The organism is Mariniphaga sediminis, from assembly GCF_003573545.1.
Classification (GTDB): domain Bacteria; phylum Bacteroidota; class Bacteroidia; order Bacteroidales; family Prolixibacteraceae; genus Mariniphaga; species Mariniphaga sediminis.
In genome coordinates this window covers 46,434-70,834 of the sequence record NZ_QWET01000008.1, presented here as the reverse complement: position 1 = coordinate 70,834, position 24,401 = coordinate 46,434, and the positions used below count along the sequence as shown (strand labels likewise).

Annotated in this window: 22 protein-coding genes; 8 read left to right on the top strand and 14 right to left on the bottom strand. The window is 43.1% G+C overall.

Annotated elements, in window-relative coordinates; all coding sequences use genetic code 11:
* Positions 1 to 2: 2 nt before the first annotated feature.
* The 3 genes from D1164_RS12210 to D1164_RS12200 form a co-directional block, all read right to left on the bottom strand.
* Positions 3 to 884, bottom strand: coding sequence for a DUF58 domain-containing protein (locus D1164_RS12210; protein ID WP_119350269.1), 882 nt, complete (start codon positions 882 to 884; stop codon positions 3 to 5).
* 131 nt (positions 885 to 1,015) lie between these two features.
* Positions 1,016 to 2,011, bottom strand: a complete 996-nt coding sequence (locus D1164_RS12205; protein ID WP_119350268.1) for an AAA family ATPase — start codon at positions 2,009 to 2,011, stop codon at positions 1,016 to 1,018.
* A 170-nt stretch (positions 2,012 to 2,181) separates the two neighbouring features.
* Complete coding sequence (locus D1164_RS12200) at positions 2,182 to 2,622, bottom strand: Hsp20/alpha crystallin family protein (protein ID WP_119350267.1); 441 nt, start codon at positions 2,620 to 2,622, stop codon at positions 2,182 to 2,184.
* Positions 2,623 to 2,875: 253 nt separating this feature from the next.
* Between D1164_RS12200 and D1164_RS12195 the strand changes: the two genes are divergently transcribed.
* From D1164_RS12195 to D1164_RS12175, 4 genes are all read left to right on the top strand, one after another.
* Complete coding sequence (locus tag D1164_RS12195; protein WP_119350266.1) at positions 2,876 to 3,109, top strand: tRNA pseudouridine synthase A; 234 nt, start codon at positions 2,876 to 2,878, stop codon at positions 3,107 to 3,109.
* Positions 3,110 to 3,494: 385 nt separating this feature from the next.
* Positions 3,495 to 4,238 carry a tRNA pseudouridine(38-40) synthase TruA gene (gene truA, locus D1164_RS12185; RefSeq protein WP_119350264.1) on the top strand — a complete coding sequence of 248 codons (744 nt, stop codon included), beginning with the start codon at positions 3,495 to 3,497 and terminating at the stop codon, positions 4,236 to 4,238.
* A 330-nt stretch (positions 4,239 to 4,568) separates the two neighbouring features.
* Positions 4,569 to 4,802, top strand: coding sequence for a thioredoxin family protein (locus D1164_RS12180; RefSeq protein ID WP_119350263.1), 234 nt, complete (start codon positions 4,569 to 4,571; stop codon positions 4,800 to 4,802).
* A 180-nt stretch (positions 4,803 to 4,982) separates the two neighbouring features.
* The gene (locus tag D1164_RS12175) at positions 4,983 to 5,588 is read left to right on the top strand and encodes a MarR family winged helix-turn-helix transcriptional regulator (protein WP_119350440.1); all 606 of its coding nucleotides are present in this window, start codon (positions 4,983 to 4,985) and stop codon (positions 5,586 to 5,588) included.
* Positions 5,589 to 5,652: 64 nt separating this feature from the next.
* Here the strand turns inward: D1164_RS12175 and D1164_RS12170 are convergent, their stop codons facing one another.
* The 6 genes from D1164_RS12170 to D1164_RS12140 all read right to left on the bottom strand — a co-directional run bounded on the left by D1164_RS12170 (position 5,653) and on the right by D1164_RS12140 (position 12,993).
* On the bottom strand, positions 5,653 to 7,977 hold the full coding sequence (locus D1164_RS12170; protein WP_119350262.1) for a glycoside hydrolase family 95 protein: 2,325 nt from the start codon (positions 7,975 to 7,977) through the stop codon (positions 5,653 to 5,655).
* A 27-nt stretch (positions 7,978 to 8,004) separates the two neighbouring features.
* The gene (locus D1164_RS12165; RefSeq protein ID WP_119350261.1) at positions 8,005 to 8,685 is read right to left on the bottom strand and encodes a TonB-dependent receptor plug domain-containing protein; all 681 of its coding nucleotides are present in this window, start codon (positions 8,683 to 8,685) and stop codon (positions 8,005 to 8,007) included.
* Between the two features lie 385 nt (positions 8,686 to 9,070).
* Positions 9,071 to 10,018 (bottom strand): glycosyltransferase family 2 protein, encoded by a 948-nt coding sequence (locus D1164_RS12155; protein WP_119350259.1) that lies wholly within the window; start codon positions 10,016 to 10,018, stop codon positions 9,071 to 9,073.
* A gap of 76 nt (positions 10,019 to 10,094) precedes the next feature.
* Complete coding sequence (locus tag D1164_RS12150; protein WP_119350258.1) at positions 10,095 to 11,000, bottom strand: hypothetical protein; 906 nt, start codon at positions 10,998 to 11,000, stop codon at positions 10,095 to 10,097.
* Between the two features lie 84 nt (positions 11,001 to 11,084).
* Positions 11,085 to 12,290: a C1 family peptidase gene (locus D1164_RS12145; protein ID WP_206610994.1), complete on the bottom strand. Its 1,206-nt coding sequence runs from the start codon at positions 12,288 to 12,290 to the stop codon at positions 11,085 to 11,087.
* 133 nt (positions 12,291 to 12,423) lie between these two features.
* Positions 12,424 to 12,993 (bottom strand): DNA-3-methyladenine glycosylase I, encoded by a 570-nt coding sequence (locus D1164_RS12140; RefSeq protein WP_119350257.1) that lies wholly within the window; start codon positions 12,991 to 12,993, stop codon positions 12,424 to 12,426.
* Between the two features lie 91 nt (positions 12,994 to 13,084).
* Between D1164_RS12140 and D1164_RS12135 the strand changes: the two genes are divergently transcribed.
* A complete protein-coding gene (locus D1164_RS12135) occupies positions 13,085 to 15,061 on the top strand; it encodes a tetratricopeptide repeat protein (RefSeq protein WP_119350256.1) in 1,977 nt (658 codons plus the stop codon).
* A gap of 549 nt (positions 15,062 to 15,610) precedes the next feature.
* Here the strand turns inward: D1164_RS12135 and D1164_RS12125 are convergent.
* The 3 genes from D1164_RS12125 to D1164_RS12115 all read right to left on the bottom strand — a co-directional run bounded on the left by D1164_RS12125 (position 15,611) and on the right by D1164_RS12115 (position 18,644).
* The gene (locus D1164_RS12125) at positions 15,611 to 16,027 is read right to left on the bottom strand and encodes a hypothetical protein (RefSeq protein WP_119350254.1); all 417 of its coding nucleotides are present in this window, start codon (positions 16,025 to 16,027) and stop codon (positions 15,611 to 15,613) included.
* Between the two features lie 275 nt (positions 16,028 to 16,302).
* Positions 16,303 to 17,439 (bottom strand): carboxynorspermidine decarboxylase, encoded by a 1,137-nt coding sequence (gene nspC, locus D1164_RS12120; protein ID WP_119350253.1) that lies wholly within the window; start codon positions 17,437 to 17,439, stop codon positions 16,303 to 16,305.
* Positions 17,440 to 17,450: 11 nt separating this feature from the next.
* Positions 17,451 to 18,644 (bottom strand): saccharopine dehydrogenase family protein, encoded by a 1,194-nt coding sequence (locus D1164_RS12115; protein WP_119350252.1) that lies wholly within the window; start codon positions 18,642 to 18,644, stop codon positions 17,451 to 17,453.
* A gap of 111 nt (positions 18,645 to 18,755) precedes the next feature.
* Here D1164_RS12115 and D1164_RS12110 point away from each other — a divergent pair, with 111 nt between their 5' ends.
* The 3 genes from D1164_RS12110 to D1164_RS12100 all read left to right on the top strand — a co-directional run bounded on the left by D1164_RS12110 (position 18,756) and on the right by D1164_RS12100 (position 21,590).
* Entirely contained in the window at positions 18,756 to 19,805 is a 1,050-nt protein-coding gene (locus tag D1164_RS12110; RefSeq protein WP_119350251.1) for an agmatinase family protein, read from the top strand.
* Between the two features lie 2 nt (positions 19,806 to 19,807).
* Positions 19,808 to 20,371, top strand: coding sequence for a nitroreductase family protein (locus tag D1164_RS12105; protein ID WP_119350250.1), 564 nt, complete (start codon positions 19,808 to 19,810; stop codon positions 20,369 to 20,371).
* Between the two features lie 259 nt (positions 20,372 to 20,630).
* On the top strand, positions 20,631 to 21,590 hold the full coding sequence (locus tag D1164_RS12100; protein ID WP_119350249.1) for a sensor histidine kinase: 960 nt from the start codon (positions 20,631 to 20,633) through the stop codon (positions 21,588 to 21,590).
* Here the strand turns inward: D1164_RS12100 and D1164_RS12095 are convergent.
* Complete coding sequence (locus D1164_RS12095; protein ID WP_119350248.1) at positions 21,587 to 22,915, bottom strand: T9SS type B sorting domain-containing protein; 1,329 nt, start codon at positions 22,913 to 22,915, stop codon at positions 21,587 to 21,589. The genes D1164_RS12100 and D1164_RS12095 overlap by 4 nt on opposite strands.
* A 141-nt stretch (positions 22,916 to 23,056) precedes the next feature.
* Positions 23,057 to 24,229, bottom strand: a complete 1,173-nt coding sequence (locus D1164_RS12090; protein ID WP_119350247.1) for an alpha/beta hydrolase family protein — start codon at positions 24,227 to 24,229, stop codon at positions 23,057 to 23,059.
* Between the last annotated feature and the right edge of the window lie 172 nt (positions 24,230 to 24,401).

The window sequence follows — 24,401 nt, the reverse complement described above, 5'->3', positions numbered from 1 at the left end:
CATCACTGTTTAACAGCCCTTTTTTTAAACAGGGTCATTAAGGATTTTACATAGTCTTCTTTGGTGTCGATGGAGACGTAGTCCACGCCACATTTTTTAAACATCGTATCAAGTCTCGAAATATGCTTATTCCAGAAATCGGAATATATTTTTCGTATTTTGCGTGAACTGCTGTCAACCCAGATGTACTTCCCTGTTTCAGCATCCTTCAATTTTACCATCCCAATGGGGGGGAGTTCTTTTTCCCGCTCATCGTAGACTTTAAGTGCAACCACATCGTGTTTATTGTTGGCAATGGAAAGGGCCATTTCAAGGTCCGGATTTTCATCCATAAAGTCAGAAATAATAAAAGCAGTACTTCGTTTTTTGATGGCATTGGTGAGGTAGCGTACCGCTCCCGTAATGTCCGTTCCCGTATTTTTGGGCTGAAAGTCAATCAGCTCGCGGATAATCCGAAGGATATGGCTTTTCCCTTTTTTCGGGGGAATAAATTTCTCAATGGTGTCGGAAAAGAAAAGTACCCCGATTTTGTCGTTGTTTTGAATGGCAGAGAACGACAGGATGGCTGAGATTTCGGTGATGACATTTTTTTTCATTTTCTCAAAGGTCCCAAACTCGCGCGATCCGCTCACATCAATAAGCAGCATGACGGTCAGTTCCCTTTCTTCCTCAAAAATCTTTACGTAGGGGTGGTTGTAACGGGCAGTTACGTTCCAGTCAATGTTACGGATATCGTCGCCGAACTGGTACTCCCGCACTTCAGAGAACGCCATTCCGCGTCCCTTGAAAGCACTGTGGTATTCGCCCGCAAAAATATTCCGCGACAATCCCCGCGTTTTGATTTCTATTTTCCGTACCTTTTTTAATAATTCACTCGTCTCCATGGAAGAGTTTAAAATTTATGTTGAAAGTTTAATGTTGGAATGACATGCTTCCTTCCTTACGTGCAAGCCCCCCGCTTTTAACTTTTCAATTTATCTGTATTTACAACAAGTCGGTCAATCTTTATCAATCCTTACGGCACTTCCACCGTATTCAAAATATCAGTAATGATTTCTTCTGAAGTGATGTTGTTCGCTTCTGCTTCGTAACTGAGCCCGATTCGGTGGCGGAGCACATCAGAGCAAACAGCACGTACATCTTCCGGTATCACGTAGCCCCTGCGTTTTATAAATGCGAAAGCTTTTGCCGCCTGGGCAAGACTGATTCCCGCTCTTGGTGAAGCTCCGTACGAAATCATATCCTGGTATTTGGCCAGTTCGTATTCTTTTGGTTCGCGGGTGGCAAACACAATATCAACAATGTATTTCTGGATTTTTTCATCCATATATACATCTTTTACCACTTCACGCGCTGCCACAATATCTTCCGGCTTTAAAATGGTTGAAGTTTCCGGGAATTGCCTTAGCAGATTCTGGTTGATGATTTGTCTTTCTTCTTCTTTGTTCGGGTAATTAATAACTACCTTCAGCATAAAACGATCGACCTGCGCTTCGGGAAGCGGGTAGGTGCCTTCTTGTTCAATGGGGTTTTGAGTGGCCATCACCAAAAAAGGTTCTTCCAGTTTGTGCGTAGTGTCGCCAATGGTAATCTGGCGTTCCTGCATGGCTTCCAGCAATGCCGACTGCACTTTAGCCGGTGCGCGGTTAATCTCGTCAGCCAGGATGAAGTTAGCGAAAATAGGTCCTTTTTTTATGGTAAATTCCTCTTTCTTCTGGCTGTAAATCATTGTTCCCAAAAGATCGGCAGGGAGCAGGTCGGGGGTAAACTGGATGCGCGCAAATTTGGCGCTGATTGTTTGGGCCAGTGATTTGATAGCGAGTGTTTTCGCAAGGCCCGGAACCCCTTCCAGCAGAATGTGCCCGTTGGATAAAAGTCCGATTAGCAGGCTTTCCACCAGATGTTTTTGCCCCACAATTACTTTGTTCATTTCGAGAGTTACCATCTCCACAAACGAACTTTCTTTTTGAATGCGTTCGTTCAGTTCTTTAATATCTACTGTTTGATTCATATCGATTAAATGCTCTGATTTTAATACCTTTTTTAGAGTCCACGAATTTAAACGATTGCAAAGATAAAAACCTTTATATTTTGTTAAAATATTTTAAGCGTAATGGTTGGGAAGTGAATAAATACGATAAAATAGAACAGGCAGGAGTGTTTTCCTGCCTGTTTTTTCATTTAAGAAATTTTAATTTCCCTTGCCGGCTTCGGCTTTACTTCTTCTCGCTTAGGAAGTTTCACGCTCAGAATACCATCCGCATAGCCTGCGCTGATTTTGTCACTGTCTACATCGTTATGCGGAACAGTAAATGAACGCTGGAACGAGTGATAGCTGAATTCTCTCCGGGTGTAATTGTCTTCTGCTTCTCTTTTTTCTTCCTTTTTTTCAGAAGAAATGGTCAGTACATTGTTTTGGAAATTGATTTTGAAGTCTTTTTTGCTCATCCCCGGAGCAGCAACTTCCAGAATGTACTCGTCATCGGTTTCCTTCACATTAACAGCAGGTAACGTATTGTTTGGACCGGAAAAATTGGTGAGGTTCCAGTCCATTAAGTCGCTGTTAAAAAACCTGTCGAAAAACGACGGTAAAAAGTTTTCTGATCTTTTTGCAAGTGTCATGGCTAAATCCTCCTTTACTTTTTAGTTCAACATTGTTTTCATTACAATCTGAGTACAATCAAACAAGATACCAGAGGTGAAAATGTGTCAATTTTTTTGTGTTTAAATGACTGGATGTCAGCTTTTGGTGATTGTCTTTTTGAAAATATTTGGTAGTCAGAAAAATAAAAAGCTGTCAAAATTTCGGATAAGTTAAATCCCAGAGAATATTTCGGAATAGAATATTTTGTAAGTTTGAAGTAAAATAGAGACAATGCAAACAATACGGCTTAGAATAAGTGAAAGTGTTTACAGTCATTTGATGTGGTTTTTGAAGCGGTTCAGCAGAAGTGAAGTCGAGATTATCAGGGAAAACGATGAGTTTATTTCTGTGCAGGAGTACCTTGAAAATGAACTTGAAACAATTGAAAATGGTACAGCAGAATTTATAAACCTGGAACAACTTGACGAAAAGCTTGAAACGACCATCAGGAAATATGAAGATTAGGATTTTAAAATCCTTTCGGGATAAATTGGATAGACAGGTTGAATACATTGCCCGGGATAAGCAGGGTACTGCCCGCAAATTTAAATCTGATTTGCTGAAGCGGATAAGTCAAATACCTCAAATGCCATTAAAAAAACAGAAATTCCATTTTTTTTGAATGAGACGATATTCGTGATCTGATATTTAAGGGATATATAATCGTATACAAAATTAATTACAGTGAAAATACTATTGAAATATTTGGTTTTACAAAATTTGAAAATAACCCTTTTGAAGGCTAAATATTTATCTTGATGGAAGGAAACAGAGAAGAATAGTATCATTCGAAAGTTTTGTATTTAATTGCACATTAAAATTGTCGGAACCGGTAAAATTATTTTAAACAGTGTATCGCTACTTTGTTCAACTCAGCTTTAAAGGAACCCGCTATCACGGTTGGCAGGTGCAGCCCAATGCTATTTCTGTACAGGAGGTTTTGGAAAAAGCCTTTTCCACCATTTTGCGGGAAGAAATTTCGGTGGTGGGCGCCGGCCGTACCGACACGGGAGTTCATGCTTCATTTTTTGTGCTTCATTTCGATACGGAAAATGAGATTTTAGACACCACCAAACTGGTATTTCGGCTGAACAGCTTTTTGCCGTTCGATATTGCCATTCAAAAAATCTGGCAGGTAACAACGGAAGCGCATGCACGTTTTGGTGCCCTTTCGCGTACGTACCATTATTATATTACCACCCAAAAAAATCCATTTCAGTCGGAAACTGCATTTTATTATCGGGGTAATCTGGATGTGGCTAAAATGAACGAGGCTGCGCGTATTCTTTTGGAATACGATGATTTTACCAGCTTCAGCCGGTTGCATACTGATGTTAAAACCAATCTCTGTAAAATTTACAGGGCCGAATGGCAACAGGAAAAGAATAGGCTGGTTTTTACTATCCGGGCCAACCGTTTTTTGCGAAATATGGTACGCGCCGTTGTGGGAACCCTGCTGGAAGTTGGGAAAGGGAAACTTTCCCTGGAAAATTTCCGAGAAATTATTGAAGTGAAAGACCGGGGTGCTGCGGGGGCATCAGCTCCTGCCCACGGACTTTTTCTTGCGGAAGTGGAATATCCGGATGAGTTTTAGTTCCCGTGGCAGGGAGTTCAATGCCTACTTTTTTGGTGGGCATGGCTGAACATGCATATTCAAATAAATAGTCCTTCCTGCATTACAAATGTATTATTGGTACTCATAAAATCTTTGCGCAGTTAAATGCCTGCTGGGTATTTTATATTAATTGTCGTAGAGCGTTTTACATCCTTTTAGACATCCGTGATTCTTGTTTGAGAAATTGTTTGTCAGCAGAATTTATCTCTGTTGGGAAAATATTATTCATTATTTATTTGTTTTCGTTAGGATTCCTTACTATCTTTGCTGTGATAATAAAATGTACAAAAACACATTAAAAGTAAACAAATGGAAAAGTCAATTTTTTATCACGCAGGTTGCCCTGTGTGTCTGAGCGCAGAGCATGACATTGTAAATCTCATTGGTGTAGAAAGTGTTGAAATCGTTCACATTGGAGAGAAGCGTAATCGCATTGCAGAGGCAGAAAAGGCAGGTGTAAAATCTGTTCCTGCTTTGCTTACTCCAAATGGTAATGTGCTTCACATCAACTATGGTGCATCAATGGCAGATGTAAAAGGGTAAGGATATTATGTGGTTTCAGTTGTCAGGATTTCTTCTTAAAAGAAGAAGTCCTGATTTCGTTTTCGGGTATGGAAGTATTTGTTTTGTCGCAAGTGGTATTTTCTGCCCTTTAAGTTGATCGTTTAATTGTCTTGCAAATGAAGGATTCCTAACTTTGTAAGATATTTATTTATGGAAGGCATGAAAAGTTCATCATTTGATTTACAGAAGCAAAACCAAAAAATAGAAAGCAAAATTGTTGTTGCTTTGGAGCGAATTTCGGAAGCTTTCCGGGTATTGCTTTGGAATGAAAGTAAAGAAAATTCCCTTAGTCCCATTCAGATTCAAATATTAATCTTCCTTCTTTTTCACTCCCGGGAGAAATGTAAGGTGAGTTATTTGGCCCGCGAATTTAATGTGACAAAAGCCACGATTAGCGACAGCGTCAGGGTTTTACTGACAAAAAAACTTCTGGAGAAGGAAGAAGATGTAGCAGATACAAGGAGTTTCAATATATCGCTTACTACTGAAGGAAAAGAAATAGCGGAGAAAGCAGCGTTTTTTTCATTATCCATGGAAAGCCCGATTGAAAAATTTACGACAAAACAAAAGGAAGTTATGTTGAGTGGTTTATTGAAATTGATTTTTGATTTGAATAAATCAGGAATAATCACCATCCAGCGAATGTGTTTTACATGTTCCTATTATCAGGTTGAAAGTGGTTCGCACTATTGTAAATTGCTTCAGAGTAAGCTTGCTGAAAATGAACTGCGCATAGATTGTCCCGAGCATGAGATGAGTCACTAGAAGCTTTATAAAATGCAGCCTGTGTTGTAACAAAGACTGCATTTTATTGTCACTCCGATTTGGATTATTCCGGCTTAAGCGCAGCGTTTAATTGAATGACCTCTCCGGCTGTTGTTTCCAGTTGTATGGTTTGGTCACCATACATTACATTGCATTCGTTACCAAGTAACGAACGGATGGTGGTTTCAGTTAACTGCCCTTTTTTCCAAGCCAAATCAACTTCAAAACCTCCGCGGGCGCGCAATCCTTTAATATGGCCGTTTTCCCAGGAAGGGGGGAGGGCAGGCAGAAGTTGCAACACTCCGTTGTGGCTTTGCAACAGCATTTCAGCCATACCGGCAGTAGCGCCGAAGTTGCCGTCGATCTGGAATGGCGGATGGTTGTCGAACAGGTTTGGGTGAGTCGATTTGACAAACAGCGCCTGTATATTTTCGTTTGCTTTTTGTCCGTCTTTCAGCCGGGCAAAAAAGTTGATGATCCAGGCACGGCTCCAACCAGTGTGCCCGCCGCCATGTGCCAACCTCCCTTCGATGGATTTGCGGGAAGCTTCCATCCATTTGGGCTCGGTCGGGTCGGTAAACTCTTCTCCCGGATACAAAGCGTAGAGATGCGACATGTGCCGGTGTCCTGGTTCTGCTTCGGGCAGTTCTTCTGACCATTCCAGAATACGGCCGTCGGAACCGATCTGTGAGGGAGTAAGCTGAGACAGCATCGTTCGCAGCGTGTCAGCAAATGCAGGATCTATATCCAGTATTTCAGAGGCTTTGATGCAATTGTTAAAAAGCTCGCGAATGATTTGGTGATCCATCGCCGGCCCCATGCAAACAGAAGCTTTTTCTCCGTTGGGAGCAATGAATGTATTTTCAGGCGACATGCCGGGGCCTGAAACCAGCAATCCGGTTTTTGGGTTTTCCACCAAAAAGTCAACAAAAAACAAGGCGGCATCTTTCAGCACGGGATAGGCTTTGTCCTGCAGGAATTGCCGGTCACCTGTGTAGTCGTAATGCTCCCACAAATGATCGGAACACCAGGCGGCTCCCATGGGCCACATTCCGTAACGGGTCAGGCCAATGGGATCGGTAAATTTCCATATGTCGGTAGTGTGGTGGGCTACAAACCCTCTTGCACCGTACATTTCACGGGCAGTAATTGTCCCTCTTTCGCGCAGACCATCCACAAATTCAAAGAACGGCTCCTGGCATTCGGCAAGGTTGGTGACAAGCGCAGGCCAGTAGTTCATCTGTAAGTTTATGTTAATGTGGTAATCGGCATTCCAGGGAGGCGTAAGCCCTCCTTCCCAGATGCCCTGCAGGTTGGCCGGCAATCCGCCAGGACGGGAGGAACTGATGAGCAAATAGCGCCCATACTGAAAATATAATTCCGTGAGGTGGTGATCCTCCGCACCTTTTTTTACACCTTCCAGTCTTTGGTCGGTGGGCAGATTGAGCGTGTCGGGAGTATTCAGTACAAAATCCACACGGTCGAACATGCTTCTGTAATCAGAGATATGCTCCTCTCTCAGCTTGTTAAAATCAGTTTCAAGGACTTTCTGAATATCCTGCGAAGCCTTTTCTACTTCGTTTTCTCCCCAATAGTCAGTCCTTCCTGAAATAAGTACAATGACTTCGTCGGCATTTTTTACCAATAATTTATTGTCAGATGTTGCCACTTCTCCACCTTTGTTATTCACCCGGACTAAAGAGGCAAACCGGGTTCCACGGCTTTCGTGTTCGGCAAAGCCGGTCATCAGTAATTGTTTGTCTCCGACAGAAACGGTTTCTGCTTCACCGGGACGTTCAAGCCGGGCAGAAAAGCTGAGCTTTCCTTTCTCCGAAGCCGCAAGTTTTAAGGCAATTACTTCACCAGGCGCCGAAGCAAGTATTTCACGCGAATACCGGATTCCATCCGATTCAAAAGAGGTTTTGGCAACGGCTGATCGTAAATCGAGTTCCCGCTTGTAGTCACGGATTTCCTTCAGCCCTTCAAACTGAATGAACAAATCGCCCATTGTTTGGTAAGTGTGCTTTCCCATGTCAATGCGTTTGCCCATAATTTTTTCCTGTGCCAGCCGTTCGCCTTCTACATATTTCCCTTCAAACAGAAGTTGGCGCACTTCTTCGAGGTTTTCGAGGGCTTCGGGGTTCATACGTTCAATGGGGCCGCCGGTCCACAGTGACTCCTCATTAAGTTGGATACGTTCGGTTTCGGGGCCACCAAATACCATAGCACCAAACCGGCCATTTCCCAATGGGAGCGCTTCAGTCCACACGTTTGCCGGTTCTTCATACCACAGAGTCAACTGCCGCTCCGGCTCAGGAATTTGAATTTTACAGCTTGTAAAAGAAAGAGTAAGAGAAAGAACAGAAAGGAATAGAATCCGATACATCATTTAGAATAATTTTTTTGAATACTGTATTTAATTATCTCCGCGTTTGGTTTCAATGATTAAAACTCCGTTGGCACCCCTGGAGCCATATATAGCCGCACTTCCGTCTTTAATCACATTGATGCTGCTTACCTGCGTAGGGGGAATAGAATTGAGCACACTGCCATCAACCTGGACACCATCCACGACAACCAGTGCCGCATTGCTACTATTGATGGAATTAATCCCTCGTATAATAACCTCTCCATTGACTATCTGCACCCCCGCAAAGCGCCCCTGAATGAGTTCTTGAATGGTACTATACTGTGAGAAATCCATGTCGTTGCTGTTGAGGTTGGCAAGGGCAGACAGCTTGTCTCGGTCAGTGACGTGGCCATAGCCAATGGCATATTCCCGGTTTTTTTCGCCGGGTTTCAGCTTCAGGTTTATGGCTGCAAATTTTATTTTTTCTTCCAGTTTAACTTTCTGGTTGTAGAATCCGTAAGCACTTACTTTTAGCTTGTCGCCGGGATTGACGGTCACCGAAAACCTTCCCAGTGAGTCTGTCAGTATAGTTTGTTTTGTGCTTTTAACACGCACTTCAGCCCCTGATAAGGGAATGCTGTCGAAGGTAGTAACCATACCGTGAATGATTTTGTCTTGTGCATCGGCAGAGAGGGCAAAATAAACAGCGGCAAGAAGAAATAAAGGTGTTAGAATTTTTTTTGTCATGACTTATGCATTATTGGTTTTACAAATTTAATTCAAATAATCACATGGGCAGAATAAACTTATAAAATAGTGACTCTCAGGTTGTACTCCGCTTGTTGAGAGCATTGTCAATGTCTAAGAACTGGTACTTCTCAAAATAGCCTGCTGTCTGATCCCGAAGAATTGAACAATTTTACCGATGTATTCTACCGTAAAGACAGTCAATATTAAAATTACCCTGAATCAGGGATTCAGAAAAATAAAGCTGAACCCCCAAAGGAATCTTATGCATCCCTTTTTTATCAGTATTCTGGTGTCCCTGATTTTTAGGAATGCCAACTTTAGGAGCAATGCCGTTTTAAAGTTGTTTCCGGATTTCGGAAGTTGATGGGATTGTTTTTTCCTGTTACTCTGTTTTTACGGCAGAAACCACCCGTTTAACCCGGTAAGGTTTTTTCTGCTGCGATTCGAAATAGGTACGCATTTGCAGTTCGGCAATAATACCGGTTGTAATGAATTGAATCCCACCCATAACCAGCAGAATTCCGAGCAGAAGGAGCGGTTTTCCCCAAATATCGTGACCTATTATTTTCAGTACAAGCATATAAAGATTGATGAGTACTCCAATCCCCAGTGTGATGATTCCCAGCCCACCAAAAAAGTGCATGGGCCGTTGAAGGTATTTTTTGAAAAAGAGCATGAGGAAGAGATCGCTTAATACTTTTGTGGTACGGTTAAGACTGTATTTTGATGTGCCGAATTTCCGGGGCCGGTGATTGACATCTGTCTGTGTGATACGGGTGGCGCCTTCAAGGGTAATCAGCACCGGAATAAAGCGGTGCAATTCGCCATAAATATGAATGTTTTTGATGGTTTCGCGGGTAAATATTTTTAGTGTACATCCCAGGTCTTTCATTTTGGTGCCCGTGGATTTGCGGATCATGTAATTGGCAATTTTTGACGGAATTTTACGCAGGAACATTCCGTCTTTGCGGTTGGCCCGCACACCAGCCACCATGTCCCAATTGTCTTGTTCTATCATTTGGAGCATGCGCGGAATATCGGCGGGATCGTTTTGCAAATCGCCGTCAATCAATGCTATGTACTCTCCTTCAGCCTGATCTATTCCTGCCTGAAGCGCTGAGCTTTGGCCGTAATTTCGTTTTAATTCCACCAGAATGAACCGATCATCGTTAATGTTCAGGATTTCAGAACGGGTGCTGTCGGTTGAGCCGTCATCCACAAAAATTGCTTCAAAGTCGATGCCGCCGAGTGCTGCCTTAATTTGTTCCGAAAGGGGTTTTATGTTGGGCTCTTCGTTGAAAACGCAAATGACCAGCGAGAGTTTTTTCATTTTGCAAATGTATTGATTTGAACATTATTTTTGAAATCCGCACAAAGGTACATAAAACCGTTTCAAAACCGGCAGATTATCCGGCAGGTTTTAGTTTCCAGATAAATGACAGACGTACTGTTTTGTATTCCCAATGGCGCAGTCCGTGAATATATTGCAGCCGTAAAGCTTTTTTTCTAAAGTCTTTCCGAAAGTCAAAATTAAGTTGTGCAGGCCGGTCGCGTTCATTTTTATATCCGGAATAGCCCGATAAGGACGCAGACAACAACCAGTCGTTTTTAATAAAGTCTGTTCCGATCGCATAAAGGAGGGCATCGTTTTGCAGGTTTAATTCATCGTTGGTTTGCCACGTGTAAAAGCCCAGCATCCCATATGGCCTGAACAATCCGGTGGCTTGCTGCCCCATTTTCTTCGAGAAGCTCAAATCAAGAAAATATGCCGGGCTGTCGGTGAAGCGGGCAGCCTCCAACTGGTTTCCTGATGCTGTTTTGGTAGCAAAACGAAACAATGTATTCGGAAACTTTTTATTTCTAATTACCTGGATTAATGTACTAAAGTAAAAATCGCCGATGGCAGTCCCTTTTCCGTCTTTGTTACGGGCAATGCGTTCGTTCCGTATTTCTTCGGAAAAAGCAAACCGTTCGAAAGCCACACCATACATTTCCACGGCAATTTTGTTTCCGGCAAACGGGATGTAAACATGTCCGGAAATATCCTGGGTGGGATCGCCTTTGTGGAAGTGGTTTGAAATGGTCGCTTCAAATTCTGCCGGGCCAGCCAGTTCCCCTTTCCGTACCTGCGGAACCGGCAGTGCATTGGGGCCAAGGTATCCGGGAGAGATTTTCATCCAGTTGCGCCATCCGGGGTCACCTGCTTCCCACCCGTGCAATTCGTTCCACCATGAGAAGCCGGAGTCAGCCTGTTGAGCCATTCCCCGTGCAATAGAAAAAAGAAAGAAAAAAAGCAACAGGTGATTCTTCATTTTAAGCAGGAATAAAGTCAGGTCAAAAATACAAGAAAAAGGGACTGCTCCAAAAATGAAACAGCCCCTGTTCGCTTGTTTTGCTTATAAATTCAGTTTTTCCCTTATGTTGGGAGGAATAGCGTCTTTATGGACCATAATGCACATGGTCTTATAATTCACGTAAGGTTTTGATACATAAAAGTAACCCTTATATTTATTGTAATCTCCCCATGAGTTTTTGACCTTGTAAAAGATTTGGCCACGTTTGTCTTTGGCTAATCCGATAATATGCATTCCATGGTCGTCGGTAGTCTGGTAATTGTCAAATGCAATTTGTCGCATTTCCTGTGTCACCTCCAGCTCGGGAACCGGTTTTTCCAGTTTGTAGAGTTCGTTCTCGCGTTCCCGTTCCGGTAAATCTTCCCAGCGCGAAATTTCGGCATCGTTCATGTCCAGTTCCGGAGCTGCCGGTAAAACAGCAACGCCTTTGTTCCCGGAAGCAAACCCTTTTTCGCTGACATCGGCCGCCCAGGCTACTGTGTAGCCATTGTTTAATGAATGATTAATGATTTCTTCCATCTCGTTCATCGGAACGTTATATACTTCGTCCCATGACCAGTTGTCAGGAACCTCAAGAATAAACTTCGAGTAAAAAGGATGGTGGGTATAAGAGGTGATTTCAACGTAATCATTCATGTTGAGACCCAGATAGTTTCTGGCGAAACTTAACGGGGTATACTCTTTTCCTTCAAAATTAAATTTTTGGGGAAGTTCACCCAGGTAAGTGTCCAGTATTTGAATGTATGCGTCATGCCACGCGGTGCTGAGCTTGCGATTTTTGTTTTCAACCACAGCATTTACATATTCAAGCAACACGCGATCCATTTCTCCGTGAACGTGTTTTTCTTCCCCGTATTTTAATCCGGTGTATACGGACTCGGGCACAACTCCATATTCTGAAATCATGTTGGTTACATCGTGAAAGGCACCACCGGCAGAAAAATTAAGGCTGCCATGAACCCGCACATGTTTTAGCGCCTTTTCAGAATAGGTGTGCCAAACGATAAACATCTCGGAAAGGTTTACGGGGTCTTTTCCCAAACGTAACATCTCCGATTCCAGAAACGAAAGTGTGGAGAATGACCAACAGGTGCCCGAACGGTGCTGATCCTCCACCGGCATAGCGGGCAATTCCATTATATCTTCAAAAACCCAGGGATCTTTTTTTGTTTCGTCGCCTGCAATTGCCGGTAACGAAAAACTGACAACAAACATGGTTGCCAGTAAATGGTACCATATAATTTTCATCTTCGATAACTCTTTTTACTCTCTCTTATTATTGATTGCCAAAAATATATAATTAAAATCTCATAACGAAAAATTTAACATTTAGAAACATTCTGAATTTAATTCTTCGTTGTCATGTACTGTTTTTCTGTTCTCAAATGTGGTTTACCTCATTGTATCTGAAGCAACTTACAAGGTGATCGTTTACCATTCCGGTGGCCTGCATGTGTGCGTAAACCACTGTAGAGCCAATGAATTTGAAACCCCGCCTTTTTAGGTCTGCTGAAATTTTATCTGAAAGCGGTGTTTTGGCTGGCAGTTCCTTCAGGCTGGCGAAAGTATTTACAACGGGCTTGTAATCAACGAATCCCCAGATATACTTGTCAAAACTTCCAAATTCTTTCTGAACTTCTAGAAAACGTTGCACATTGTTTATGCAAGAGACTATCTTTTGTTTATTTCTTATTATCGATTTATCCTGTACCAATGCATTGAGTTTTTGTTCATTGTACCGGGCAATTTTTTCAGGATCAAATTCGTCGAAAGCCTTACGGAAAGCTTCGCGCTTATTTAACACAATCTGCCAGCTTAACCCCGCCTGGAAACTTTCCAGGACCAAAAACTCGAATAATTTTGGATCATCATGAAGCGGAACACCCCACTCGGTATCATGGTATTTCATCATCAGCTCGTTGGAAGTCGCCCAGTCACACCTTTTACACATATTCAATTTTTTGGGAAAAAGTTAAATAAAATGAATGAATTTGCCCCCTGTTTCCATTAAATATTATTTTTGTTGAATCAGAAAGAAGAAAATGAAGAAGCGTGTATTAATTCTGTTTTTACTGACCTTTTCGGTGTTAGGGGCTGAGGCACAGTTAAACATTAACCATTATATAAGGGTGGGACGTACCCGTATTTCCATAGGCAACTACACGGGTGCGATTGAATATTTTAACATTGTCATCAAGTTCAGACCGTACTTGCCGGAGGCTTATTTTTACCGGGGAGTTGCCAAACACCAGCTGGAAGATTTCAGGGGGGCTATTCTTGATTATAACAAAGCCATCGAAATGAAACCTTTTTATCCGCAGGCCTACATGAATCGCGGGATGGCTTATCACAACCTCGGAGAATATGAAAAGGCGATTGAAGACTATGACCGGGGACTGGAATTCGATCCTGATAATGAATCGCTGTACAACAACCGGGGGATTGCCAAACTGGCCCTGAAAGATGTGGAAAGTGCCATCGAAGATTACAATAAATCACTGGAGATTAACCCTCAGTCCACTCATGCGTTGATGAACCGCAGTAACGCCCATATTGTGAAGGGGGAGGTGGAAAATGCCATTCGCGATTTGAATCAGGTAATTATCATCCGCCCGCACTATGCTGCAGCTTACCTGAATCGAGGTTTGGCGCGTTTCGAAATGGATGATTTTGCTTCGGCCCTGCGCGATTACGACCAGGCTATTAAACTGGAGTCTGATAACTCACAGGCTTTTAATAACCGTGGAATTGTAAAACACAAACTGGGCGATTATGAAGGGGCTATTATGGATTACGACATGGCACTGAAGTTGGATCCCGAAATGGCCAGCGCTTATTTTAACCGGGCAATGGCCAGAGAGGTTCTGGGGCGTCCGGGTTTTAATGATGATTACCGGATTGCGGCGCAGCTTAATCCGCAGTTTGATCTGGAAAGCCGGCGACTGGATGCCGAACAACTCGCTCAGAACCAACAAAACCAGCAGAACCAGCAAAACCAGCAAAACAAACAAAATCAGCAGAATCAGTCGCAACAAAATGCTTCTTCCGGGCAAGCAACCACTCAGCAAAATACTGCTTCTGCGAATACCCCGCAGCAGAATAGTTCCCAACAGAATAATACTTCTTCTCAGGATGATACGAAACAAGACGATGAAAGCCAGGGACGGCGCCGTCAGCGGGTTAACCTGGTGATTGAAGATTCGCGTGATCTGCCCACGGAAGAAGAGGTGGATGATGGAAGAGTGCAGAACCGGAATATTGTTATTGATCTGCAGCCCGTTTTTATTGTTTCCGCTTTCGAAAAAAATGCAGTAGACTATGAGCGGGCGCAATATTACAATTTGGCTATCGATGAGTTGAACCAGAAAAATAATTATAATCCCCTGCTTACTATTTCCAATAAGCCGGTGGAAGATTACCAGGAGATTTTCGAGAATTTTGTTCTCTATTTTAATGCCCGTCTCGATATTAATGAAAGCAGCCATAATTATTTGAATCGTGGTATTTTTTACAGTCTTACCGGCGATTATAACGATGCGCTGGAAGATTTGAATCGGTCGATTGAAACAGATGAAAAACAGGCCATAGCCTATTTTTCAAGGGCAAACACCCGTTACAAAATGCTGGAACAGATTGAATTATTGGTTCATGCGCCGGAGGAGGTGTCGGTTCCGGTTGGCAGCACTGTCCCTGAAAGCAGTGATGAGAATTTGATTGATTTGCCGGAGTATCAAAAAATACAGGACGACTATCAGGCCCTGCTTTATCTGAAACCTAATTTTTTCTTTGGATATTATAATCGTGCCTACATTAAGCTACGCCTGAAAGAATACAAAAGTGCTATTGAAGATCTGAATAAGGCCATTGAACTGGAGCCGGAATTTGCCGAAGCTTATTTTAACAGGGGGCTTACTAAAATTTTCCTTAACGATATTGAAGGGGGAGCGCTCGATTTGAGTCGCGCCGGTGAATTGGGAATCCATGGAGCTTATAACATTATCAAAAGGTACTGCAACTAAATGGGAGGTCACTTTGAGAATCCGGTGGACTTTTTGATATTTTTAAAACGCATTGAAAAGCAGCCTTGAATTTTCTGCTTCGTCTTGGCTTCAAGGCAAAGATGAAGCCCCCTGGTAGGAAAAATAGATCTATTCATGCAAATCAAGAGTTGAACCCACTTCGGGGTTCTTTTCATACCCAATTCATTACCATGGGTTTTACCCGTGGCTATTATTGTTTAATCCCTTTCGGGATAAAGAAATGTCCGAAGGACATAAATAAAAATAGCCCCGTGCGAAGCTCGGGGGAGGCAATGCGGGGTAAAGACGCAACCCCGGAGTGGGTTGAATTTTTGATAATTAGCTCATGTCAACTTTTAATTCGTATTATTCCTTAATCTTCTTATCCCACTAACATTTTTAATGTGCTCTGCCTTTAGAAATCAATAGAAGTGTTAGAAATGGCACCTTTTTTCTGTTTAGGGTAGCTAATATTTTTGCTTAAAAAACTAAATCCACCGGATTTTCAAGGTGAGCCTAAATGGGGGCGGTATAAAACACAAATGGGAACTACTCTGTTACAAATAGTTCCCATTCACCTAGGTTGACCGAAGCCTTCCCGGGTGCCAGGTTATGGTTATTGTGGCTGGCTTGATTCTTCTTTTCAGAAGAACGTTTGCCCGGTACTCTCGGATTAAGCTTTCTACGGCTAAATCGTTGAGCAGTCCGCTCGGCTTTCCGGATTGCCTTCCCGGACGAAGTGTCTCTCAGTGCTTTCAATAATTCCCGAAGGAGATTGTTGTTGACAAGCTGCATGTTCAGGTTTGACCCTTTCCATGCAGTGCAGTGGGGTTTCAAAAAGCCGAAACTTTTTGTAGCCTGCCTTTCGGCCGGCATCCTCCTGCCTGAAGACTCAATCTTGAAAGAACGTCTGGTTTTCTCCCAGTTGATTGAATGAACCGCTGATTTCCAGACAATCTGGTTCAAACTTCGGCTCCTCTGATACGCCTTCCCGGGGGAAGGAAAGAAATGGTTCCAGCTTCAACTAAGAAACGTTTCCCGTTTCCGTATCTTTGGTGCTGCCTTTTATCGCTCACCTGGTAGAATCAAAAGTAGCACAAAATAACATTACCTGTCAAGTTTTTTTCGCTGTTTGTATTCACCATGTTTCAACCTGGGTTATTAACAATTGTTGAAAAGACTTGTCCCGGTTATTCTGCTTGACTTAAGCGGAATAAGTTATGCCAAAGAGGTTGGAAAAATTACGAAAGCCTCCCCTTAAAGTCTTCATACTGAAATTCCCGCACGATTTTTAGCTGGTCGTTTTCTGTCCAGATTGCAATGGCCGGATGTTTCACTCCGTTAAACATGGTCGTTTTTACCATGGTATAATGAATCATATCTTTAAAAACAATACGATCCCCGGGTTTCAGTTCGCAGCCAAAATCATAAGCTTCCATAAAATCTCCGGCCAGGCAGCTTACTCCGCCAAGGCGGTAGAGGTGCTGACTTTTTTCTGTTGGCTCTGTAGCGCCAATAATACCGGGACGGTAGGGCATTTCCAAGGTATCAGGCATGTGCGCTGTAAACGATACATCAAGAATGGCCGTTTTTATACCGCCGTGTTCCACCACATCTTTAACGGTGGAAACCAGGATGCCGGTATCCCAGGCAATGGCGCTGCCAGGCTCCAGAATTAACTGTACATTGTATTTTTTACGGAAATTTTTGAGTAGTTGAATCAGGTGCTGATGATCATAACCTTTCCGGGTCATCAGGTGCCCTCCTCCCATATTCACCCATTTTACTTTATGAAGGTGTTTTCCGAATTTTTGTTCCAGATTTTGCAGTACTTTTTCAAGACTGTATGAATCGGATTCACAAAGAACATGAAAGTGAATGCCCTCAATCCCCTCCGGAAGGTCTTCCGGAAATTCTGCACTTCCTACCCCTAGTCGTGAGCCGGTTGCGCTGGGATTGTATAAATCGGTTTCCACATCGGAAAATTCCGGATTTACACGAATTCCGCAGGAAATTTTGTGATCTGTCTGTTGCGTCTTTTCGTAATACTTTTTGAACTGACCGACTGAATTAAATACCATGTGGCTCACATACCCCAATAGTTCGTCAAACTCCTCTTCGAAGTACACAGGAGAATAAATGTGGGCACGGGTCTTCATCTCTTCAAAACAAAGACGGGCCTCATTCAGTGAGCTGGCTGTTGCTCCCTTCAGGTATTGACGCACAAGCGGAAACGCACTCCACATGGCAAAACCTTTAAATGCAAGAATGATCTCAATACCAGCTTCTTTCTGCACCCAATCGATGAGTTCCAGGTTTTTCCTGAGTAATTTTTCATCGAGCACAAAGGCAGGAGAAGGAATTTTTGAGTAGTCCAAATCAAAAAAAATTACAATTCCAAATCAACATTTACCGCTTCATTCCAGGGCAGTCCGTATTCTCCGATTTTTTCCATAAACGGATCAGGATCGAATTGTTCCACGTTGAATACCCCTTTCCCATTCCATTTTCCGGTAAGCACCATCATGGCACCGAGCATGGCCGGAACGCCGGTAGTATATGAAACTGCCTGTGTGCCGGTTTCTTCGTATGCCTTTTCATGGCTGCAGTTATTCCAAACGTAGTATGTTTTTTCCTGGCCGTCTTTGATGCCTTTAATGCGGCAGCCAATCGACGTTTCTCCCACATAGTTTTCTCCCAGTTCGCCCGGGTCGGGAAGTACATACTTCAGGAACTCCAGTGGAATTACATCCACTCCTTTGTATTTTACGGGATCAATGCGCGCCATCCCAATATTTTGAATCACCCTGAGGTGGGTAAGGTATTCCTGTCCAAAAGTCATCCAGAACCGCGCCCGTTTCAACGTAGGAAAGTTTTTTACCAACGATTCCAGTTCTTCGTGGAAAATGAGGTATGAATCGCGTGGTCCGATTTCAGGATAGTTTAGCACTTTTTTGATTTCGTGCGGTTCGGTTTCAACCCATTTTCCGTTTTCCCAGTACTTCCCTTTTTGGGTAATTTCCCGAATGTTGATTTCAGGATTGAAGTTGGTGGCAAATGCTTTTCCGTGGTCGCCGGCATTGCAGTCTACAATGTCAAGCGCATGCATTTCATCAAAATGATGTTTGGCAGCGTAGGCCGTATAAATGCTCGTCACGCCTGGGTCGAATCCGCAACCCAGCACGGCCATAATTCCCTTTTCCTTAAAACGGTCGTGGTAGGCCCACTGCCAGCTGTATTCGAATTTAGCTTCCTCTTTGGGCTCGTAATTGGCGGTGTCGAGGTAGTTCACGCCTGTTTCAAGGCAGGCATCCATAATGGGCAAATCCTGGTAGGGTAATGCAACATTGATAACCAGCCCGGGTTTGAACCGGTTAATGAGTGCTACTACCTCCGCTACGTTGTCGGCGTTCACCTGTGCGGTTTGAATTCGGCCTTTACCCACTTCCCTTGCTATGGCTTCACACTTTGAAAGCGTGCGGCTTGCCAGCATAATTTCAGTAAAAACTTCCGGGTTGTCAGCACATTTGCTTGCGACAACGCGGCCAACTCCCCCGGCTCCGATAATCAGTACTTTGCTCATTTTATTGTTTATTTTTAATAACTTGTAAAAACATACTGTTATATCAATGATTGGTGATATTTTCGCACCCGGATCATTGTATTTTTAATAAGGCAAAATAAACATTTTTTAATGAACAGCACAGCACAAATACCGGAATTTAACCCCAGCGGGGTAGGACTGAAAAACGGAAACTTTATCGGGTTGCCTTTTTCCGAAGCAACAGCCCGTATTATACTGCTTCCTGTTCCGTGGGATGTGACTGTCTCCTACGGAGAGGGCACCGCTTTTGGGCCACAGGCTATTCTTGAGACTTCGGTCCAGCTCGACTTGTTTGACCCCGATATTCCCGAGGCATGGAAGCTGGGTATCTTTATGCGTCCTTTGGACCCGGAGATGCTGGCAACCAGAAACCAACTGCGTGATAAAGCTTCCGGTTACATTAATTTTGTGGAAGAAGGAGGGGAGGTTTCCGATAATGCATTGATGAGGAAAACACTGGATGAAGTGAATGAGCAATGCGAAAAAATGAACAATTGGGTGTATCAGCAATCGAAAAAAATACTGGATGCGGGGAAACTGGTCGGAATTGTTGGGGGCGATCACAGTGTGCCGCTTGGTTTGTTGAAAGCTTTAGGTGAAAAACATCGTGATTATGGAATCCTGCAGGTGGATGCCCATCTCGATCTGCGTCATTCTTACGAAGGTTTTACGTTCTCCCATGCTTCCATTTTTTATAATGTATTAAAAGAACGTGCCGTTTCAAAACTGGTACAGGTGGGGATTCGTGATTATTGTGAGGAAGAGGTGGAAAAAGCGGATGCAGAAGGCAATCGGGTAACGGTGTTTTTCGATCAGCAACTGAAAGAAAACCGTTTTGGCGGAATGAATTGGAATGCACAATGCGAAAAGATAGTGGAACAGTTGCCTGAACGGGTTTATGTCAGTTTTGATATTGACGGGCTTGATGCGAAACTTTGCCCAAATACCGGTACGCCTGTTCCTGGTGGCCTGGATTTTTCGGAGGCTGTATTTCTACTGAAAAAAGTGGTAGAAAGCGGAAGAGAAATCATTGGGTTTGACGTGTGCGAAACCGGAAATAGTGAATGGGATGCCAATGTTGCTGCCCGGATTATATATAAACTTTGTAACCTGTCAGGAAAATCTCAAAGATTAATTTAAACATGGATATTTCAGATATTATAAAAAAACGCAGGGCTACGCCTCCCCGCTTCATGGCAAAAAAGGAGTTGGAAAAGGAGTTGATTTTAACGCTTCTTGAGAATGCAAACTGGGCGCCAAATCATAAAAAAACAGAACCCTGGCGATTTTGGGTCTTTCAGGGAGAAAGCAAACAAAGACTTTCGGAATCGGTATTTAACCTGCTTGAGAAAGAGAAAAGTAACGGAGAGCTGGTGAACATGCAAAAAGCTGAAAAGTTCAGGGATAATTTAATGCGGGCTCCTGTGGCTATTGCTATTATTATGCAACGTGATGCCGGGGAGAGAATTTCTGAATGGGAAGAAGTGGCTGCTGTTTCAATGGCTGTACAAAATATGTGGTTAACTGCTACCCAGATGGAATTGGGCGCTTTTTGGTCAACCCCGCCTTTCTTGCCGCTTATTCAGCAGCATCTCAATTTAGGAACGGGGCAAAAATTACTTGGTTTCTTTTTTGTCGGGCACATCGCTATGGATTATCCTTCTCCTGGCAGAGGTCCGGTTTCCGAAAAGGTTCAATGGAAATGAATTAACTACCCCGCCTTTTTTTGAGGTTTGTATTTAAGTTGTACCCCGGAAATATGACGTTGTAATCACTGTCAAACGAGTCAAAATCCCTTCTGAAATGAAGGTGTTACCTGATGTATGCGGATTGTAAAAGTGAAATTATTTCGTTACATTTACACATGCTGCGGGTCTTAATCAGATGATTGGCAGATTTTTGAAGAAAGAAACGATTTTGCAATTCCTCCTTCACAGTGTCGTTTTAAAATAAACACGCATAAGGATGAAGAAGAAATGGAATTTTGAAACTCGAATCACCCTGACCTACCTTGTCCTTGGGATTGGGTGGATTATTATTACCGACTTTCTACTGGAAAATGCTTCGGAGAGCATAATGAGCTGGACCCAAATGCAGTCTGCCAAAGGAATTATTTTTGTCCTGATTAGTAGCCTTGTAATTTTTATGTTGTCGAGAAGGTATTCGAAACAGCAGAAGTTTATAAAAAAACATCTTCGGAAGTCAAAGGAAATAGCCGAAGAAAGCGATCGCCTGAAATCGGTGTTTCTGGCCAATATGAGTCATGAGATTCGTACCCCCATGAACGGGATTCTTGGATTTGTCAGGCTACTTGAAGAACCGAATCTTACCGCGGAACAACGGGCATTGTACCTCGGATATGTAAAGAAGAGCGCCCTCAGACTACTTGACACCATTAACGACATTATTGAAATTTCCAAAATTGAATCGGAGGAAGCTGTTTTGCATCGAGATGACGTGGACTTAAATGAATCAATCAGTTACCTTTATGGTTTTTTTAAGCCGATAGCCGAAGAGAAAGGCTTGTCTTTTGTGTTGAAAAATGGGATTTTGGGAGAGAAAGCCATTGTGCATACCGATAAAATAAAACTGGAATCCGTTCTGATAAATATTATTAAAAATGCATTCAAATTTACACACGAAGGGTTTGTCGAATTTGGATGTAACTTTCTGGACGGTGCCATTGTTTTTTATGTGAAAGATTCCGGAATCGGAATTCCTTCCGACAGGCAGGATGCCATCTTTGAGCGGTTTACCCAGGCCGATTTATCCATTACAAAACCTTACGAAGGCTCGGGATTGGGATTATCGATTGCCAGAGCTTACGCCGCTCTGTTGGGTGGAAAAATCTGGCTTGAATCGGAGCCGGGAAAAGGGAGTACATTCTGGTTTTCGATGAAATTTGAACCTGCAAAACAGATTTAATCTTTCCCCCTGAAAAGATGAAAGAACCCTTTCCCTTTTTGAGCTTCTCCGTCTCGGCCAATCCCTTCCGCCACATAATAATAGACGCCGGGGCTCGCGTAACGGTTTCCGAGTTTGCCATCCCAGACAGAGGCGGGGTACGAGTTCCCAAAACCACGGACATCATTGTTTTTATAGAAGTGAATACGTTTTCCCCACCGGTTGAAAATTTGGATTTTGATACTTTGCATTGACCGGAAAAGCACAACAAACTCATCGTTGTTGCCGTCACCGTCAGGTGAGAAAAAGTTAGGCGCCTCAATGAACGACGGCTCAATGACAATATATTCCGGCATGTAGAATGTGTCTACGCAGGTATGGAATTCCGAAACGTTTTTCGAAACGAGTTTTACCATATAGGAGCCGGTATTTTCATAGGTGTAAACCGGGTTTTCGTCGTAAGCGACTATCATAATACTGTCAATGGGTTGCTGGCTGTTCTCTCCTTCCTCTTTTATCTCATCTAAATCGCGGAAGAAAAACCATTCATACTGGCCGGGGTCACTGTTTTCCGATTCATTGATGAAGTTGACAGTTAAAGGCGCTTCAAGTTTATCTTTGTTATCGTTTTGTTCTCCAAAATCGACGCTGAATTTTGCTTTGGTTACCTTTGAGTCATAGGTAATGATAGCGGTGCTTTCACAGCCCAGGCGATCGTACACCCTGAATGTATATTCTGTGTCAATGGCAGGTGGGTCGAAAATTTGCGGATTTTGAACTGTTGCGATAGTCGTCTCTCCTGTTTTCCATTCCATTTTCAGGTCTTTGAATACTTCCAGCTCGGTATTGTTTGCCGGGTCATAGTAACCCAGGGGCGCGGAAAGAAAGGTTCCAAACATTTTAAACGAAGTGCATGTGGAAAGCGAATCCGGAATACTGGCATCGGCTGAGAGCCAGTTGTTAAAAACCCATGCCCGGCTAATTTCAGTGGTTTCACCCTGGGTAACGGTAACCCGGTAACCGCCATCCTCCAGCGAAGATATAGTAGATTCTGCTCCTTCGGAACTTTCTGAAAAGTGAAATTCATAAGCAGACGTTTCGGGATTGTATTTTTCCCAAAGAAAAGTTTTGGTGCCTGTCAGCGAAGTTTGTGCCCGTAATTCACCCACCGCCGGCATTTCACTTTCGGTACAGAAAATAAAAATGCTGTCGGTTTCCGGGGAAGCCGGATATTCTGTTTCTATAGTACTATTTGATCCCGGAGCGGTTAATTGCGCCTTTGCCAGAGGCAGGTTCAGCAGGAACAGGATAAAAACGAGTAAGGTGATGTTGCTTTTATTCTTCATATAATTTTGCGATTCTTCGAGCTACAATATTAACGTATAAAATTTATTTAATTGTTTCAACAGCTGCAAAAATCGAAATTTGTTCTTCATTCGTTTAAACCCACTGGTTAAAATTTGTTTCAGAAACTAGTGTTTTTGTTTTTACCATTTTACATCGTCGTTTGTAAGCACTGCATAACCGGGGCGCGGATTGGAAGTTGAAAAAACGTTCATTTTCTCATACGGTTCAATAACAATCCCTTTTTCGTTAATTTCCCCGTTTTCGTCAAGTATTGCAGTCAAATCAAGATTTAAATGCCTGGCAAGGAAAGGATAAACGGCTTTTCTTTTTGGTAATTCATAACCGTGCCCTTCTTCCGGCAAATGAACGTTTTTGACGTTGTTTTTTACTCCCATCAGGTTGTAGATGTATTGAATGTGGGGAAATTCTACCTCGGGTGTATTTTTGGTCCAGTCGTCGCCATCAGAAACAAGTAGCATCGGTCGCGGAGCTGCCAGTGCGGCAATTTCCACGTTGTTGGTTTGGTGATGGTCGCTTTTATGAATGGGCATCCCACTCTCGCATACACAGCCACCAAAAAAATGGGCGGAAACCTGCACCACCGGAACCGAAACTTTTATGCGGTCGTCAACAGCAGTAAGCAAAAATGTTTGGGTTCCCCCACCCGAAGCGCCTGTGATGGCAATACGTTCCGGATCGACATTTTCCAAAGACAATATAAAATCGAGCGCCCGGATGCTATTCCATAACTGCTGTTTCAAAGCGTCCGGATGTTTGTGTTCCCAGCCCCAGTCGGCCATTTCTCCGTAACCCACCATGTCATAAGAAAAAACGATTGCCCCCATCCGCGCCAGGGCGGCGCACCGTATCTGCGCATCATTGCGGTAACGTCCGTAGTCTTCACGTTTCGACCAGTGCCCGTGGGCGCTTAATATTCCGGGCATTTTATTGTTGCGGTTTTCTGGTAAGTACAAGCTGCCTGTAACAAATACCCCGGGCAAACTTTCAATGGCTACATTTTGTACGGAATAGCCGTCATATTTTCGTTCCCGGGTGAAACGCGGTTTTAACGGAGTTTTTGCAGGCAACGGATCAAGGCCGGTTCCCTGCCATATTCCCTGCCGGATGATTTCCGCCCGGTGAAGCCATTCCTGCTCTGTTTGATATTCTTTTTTTTGCTGAGTTATTACTAATTTCGCTTCGTCTTCTGAGTAAAGATGACCGATGCCCTGAACCTTTTTTTCATTCTCCTGTGAAACTAACGGTGGAGTAAACAGGAAAGAGGTAATTAACAATAAAAGAAGTGCTTTCATATTGTTTTTATTTCGATATTTTCGCTAAAGATACTATTTCAGGATGAATTAAAACAGAAAGAGCTGAGTCAGTTATAAGACATATTTCATATTTTTATGATGTAATAATTTCGGGACGCTTCGTTTTATTTTCATTGGAAAGTGCCCAAATCGTCGAAGCAAAGGAGTGTAT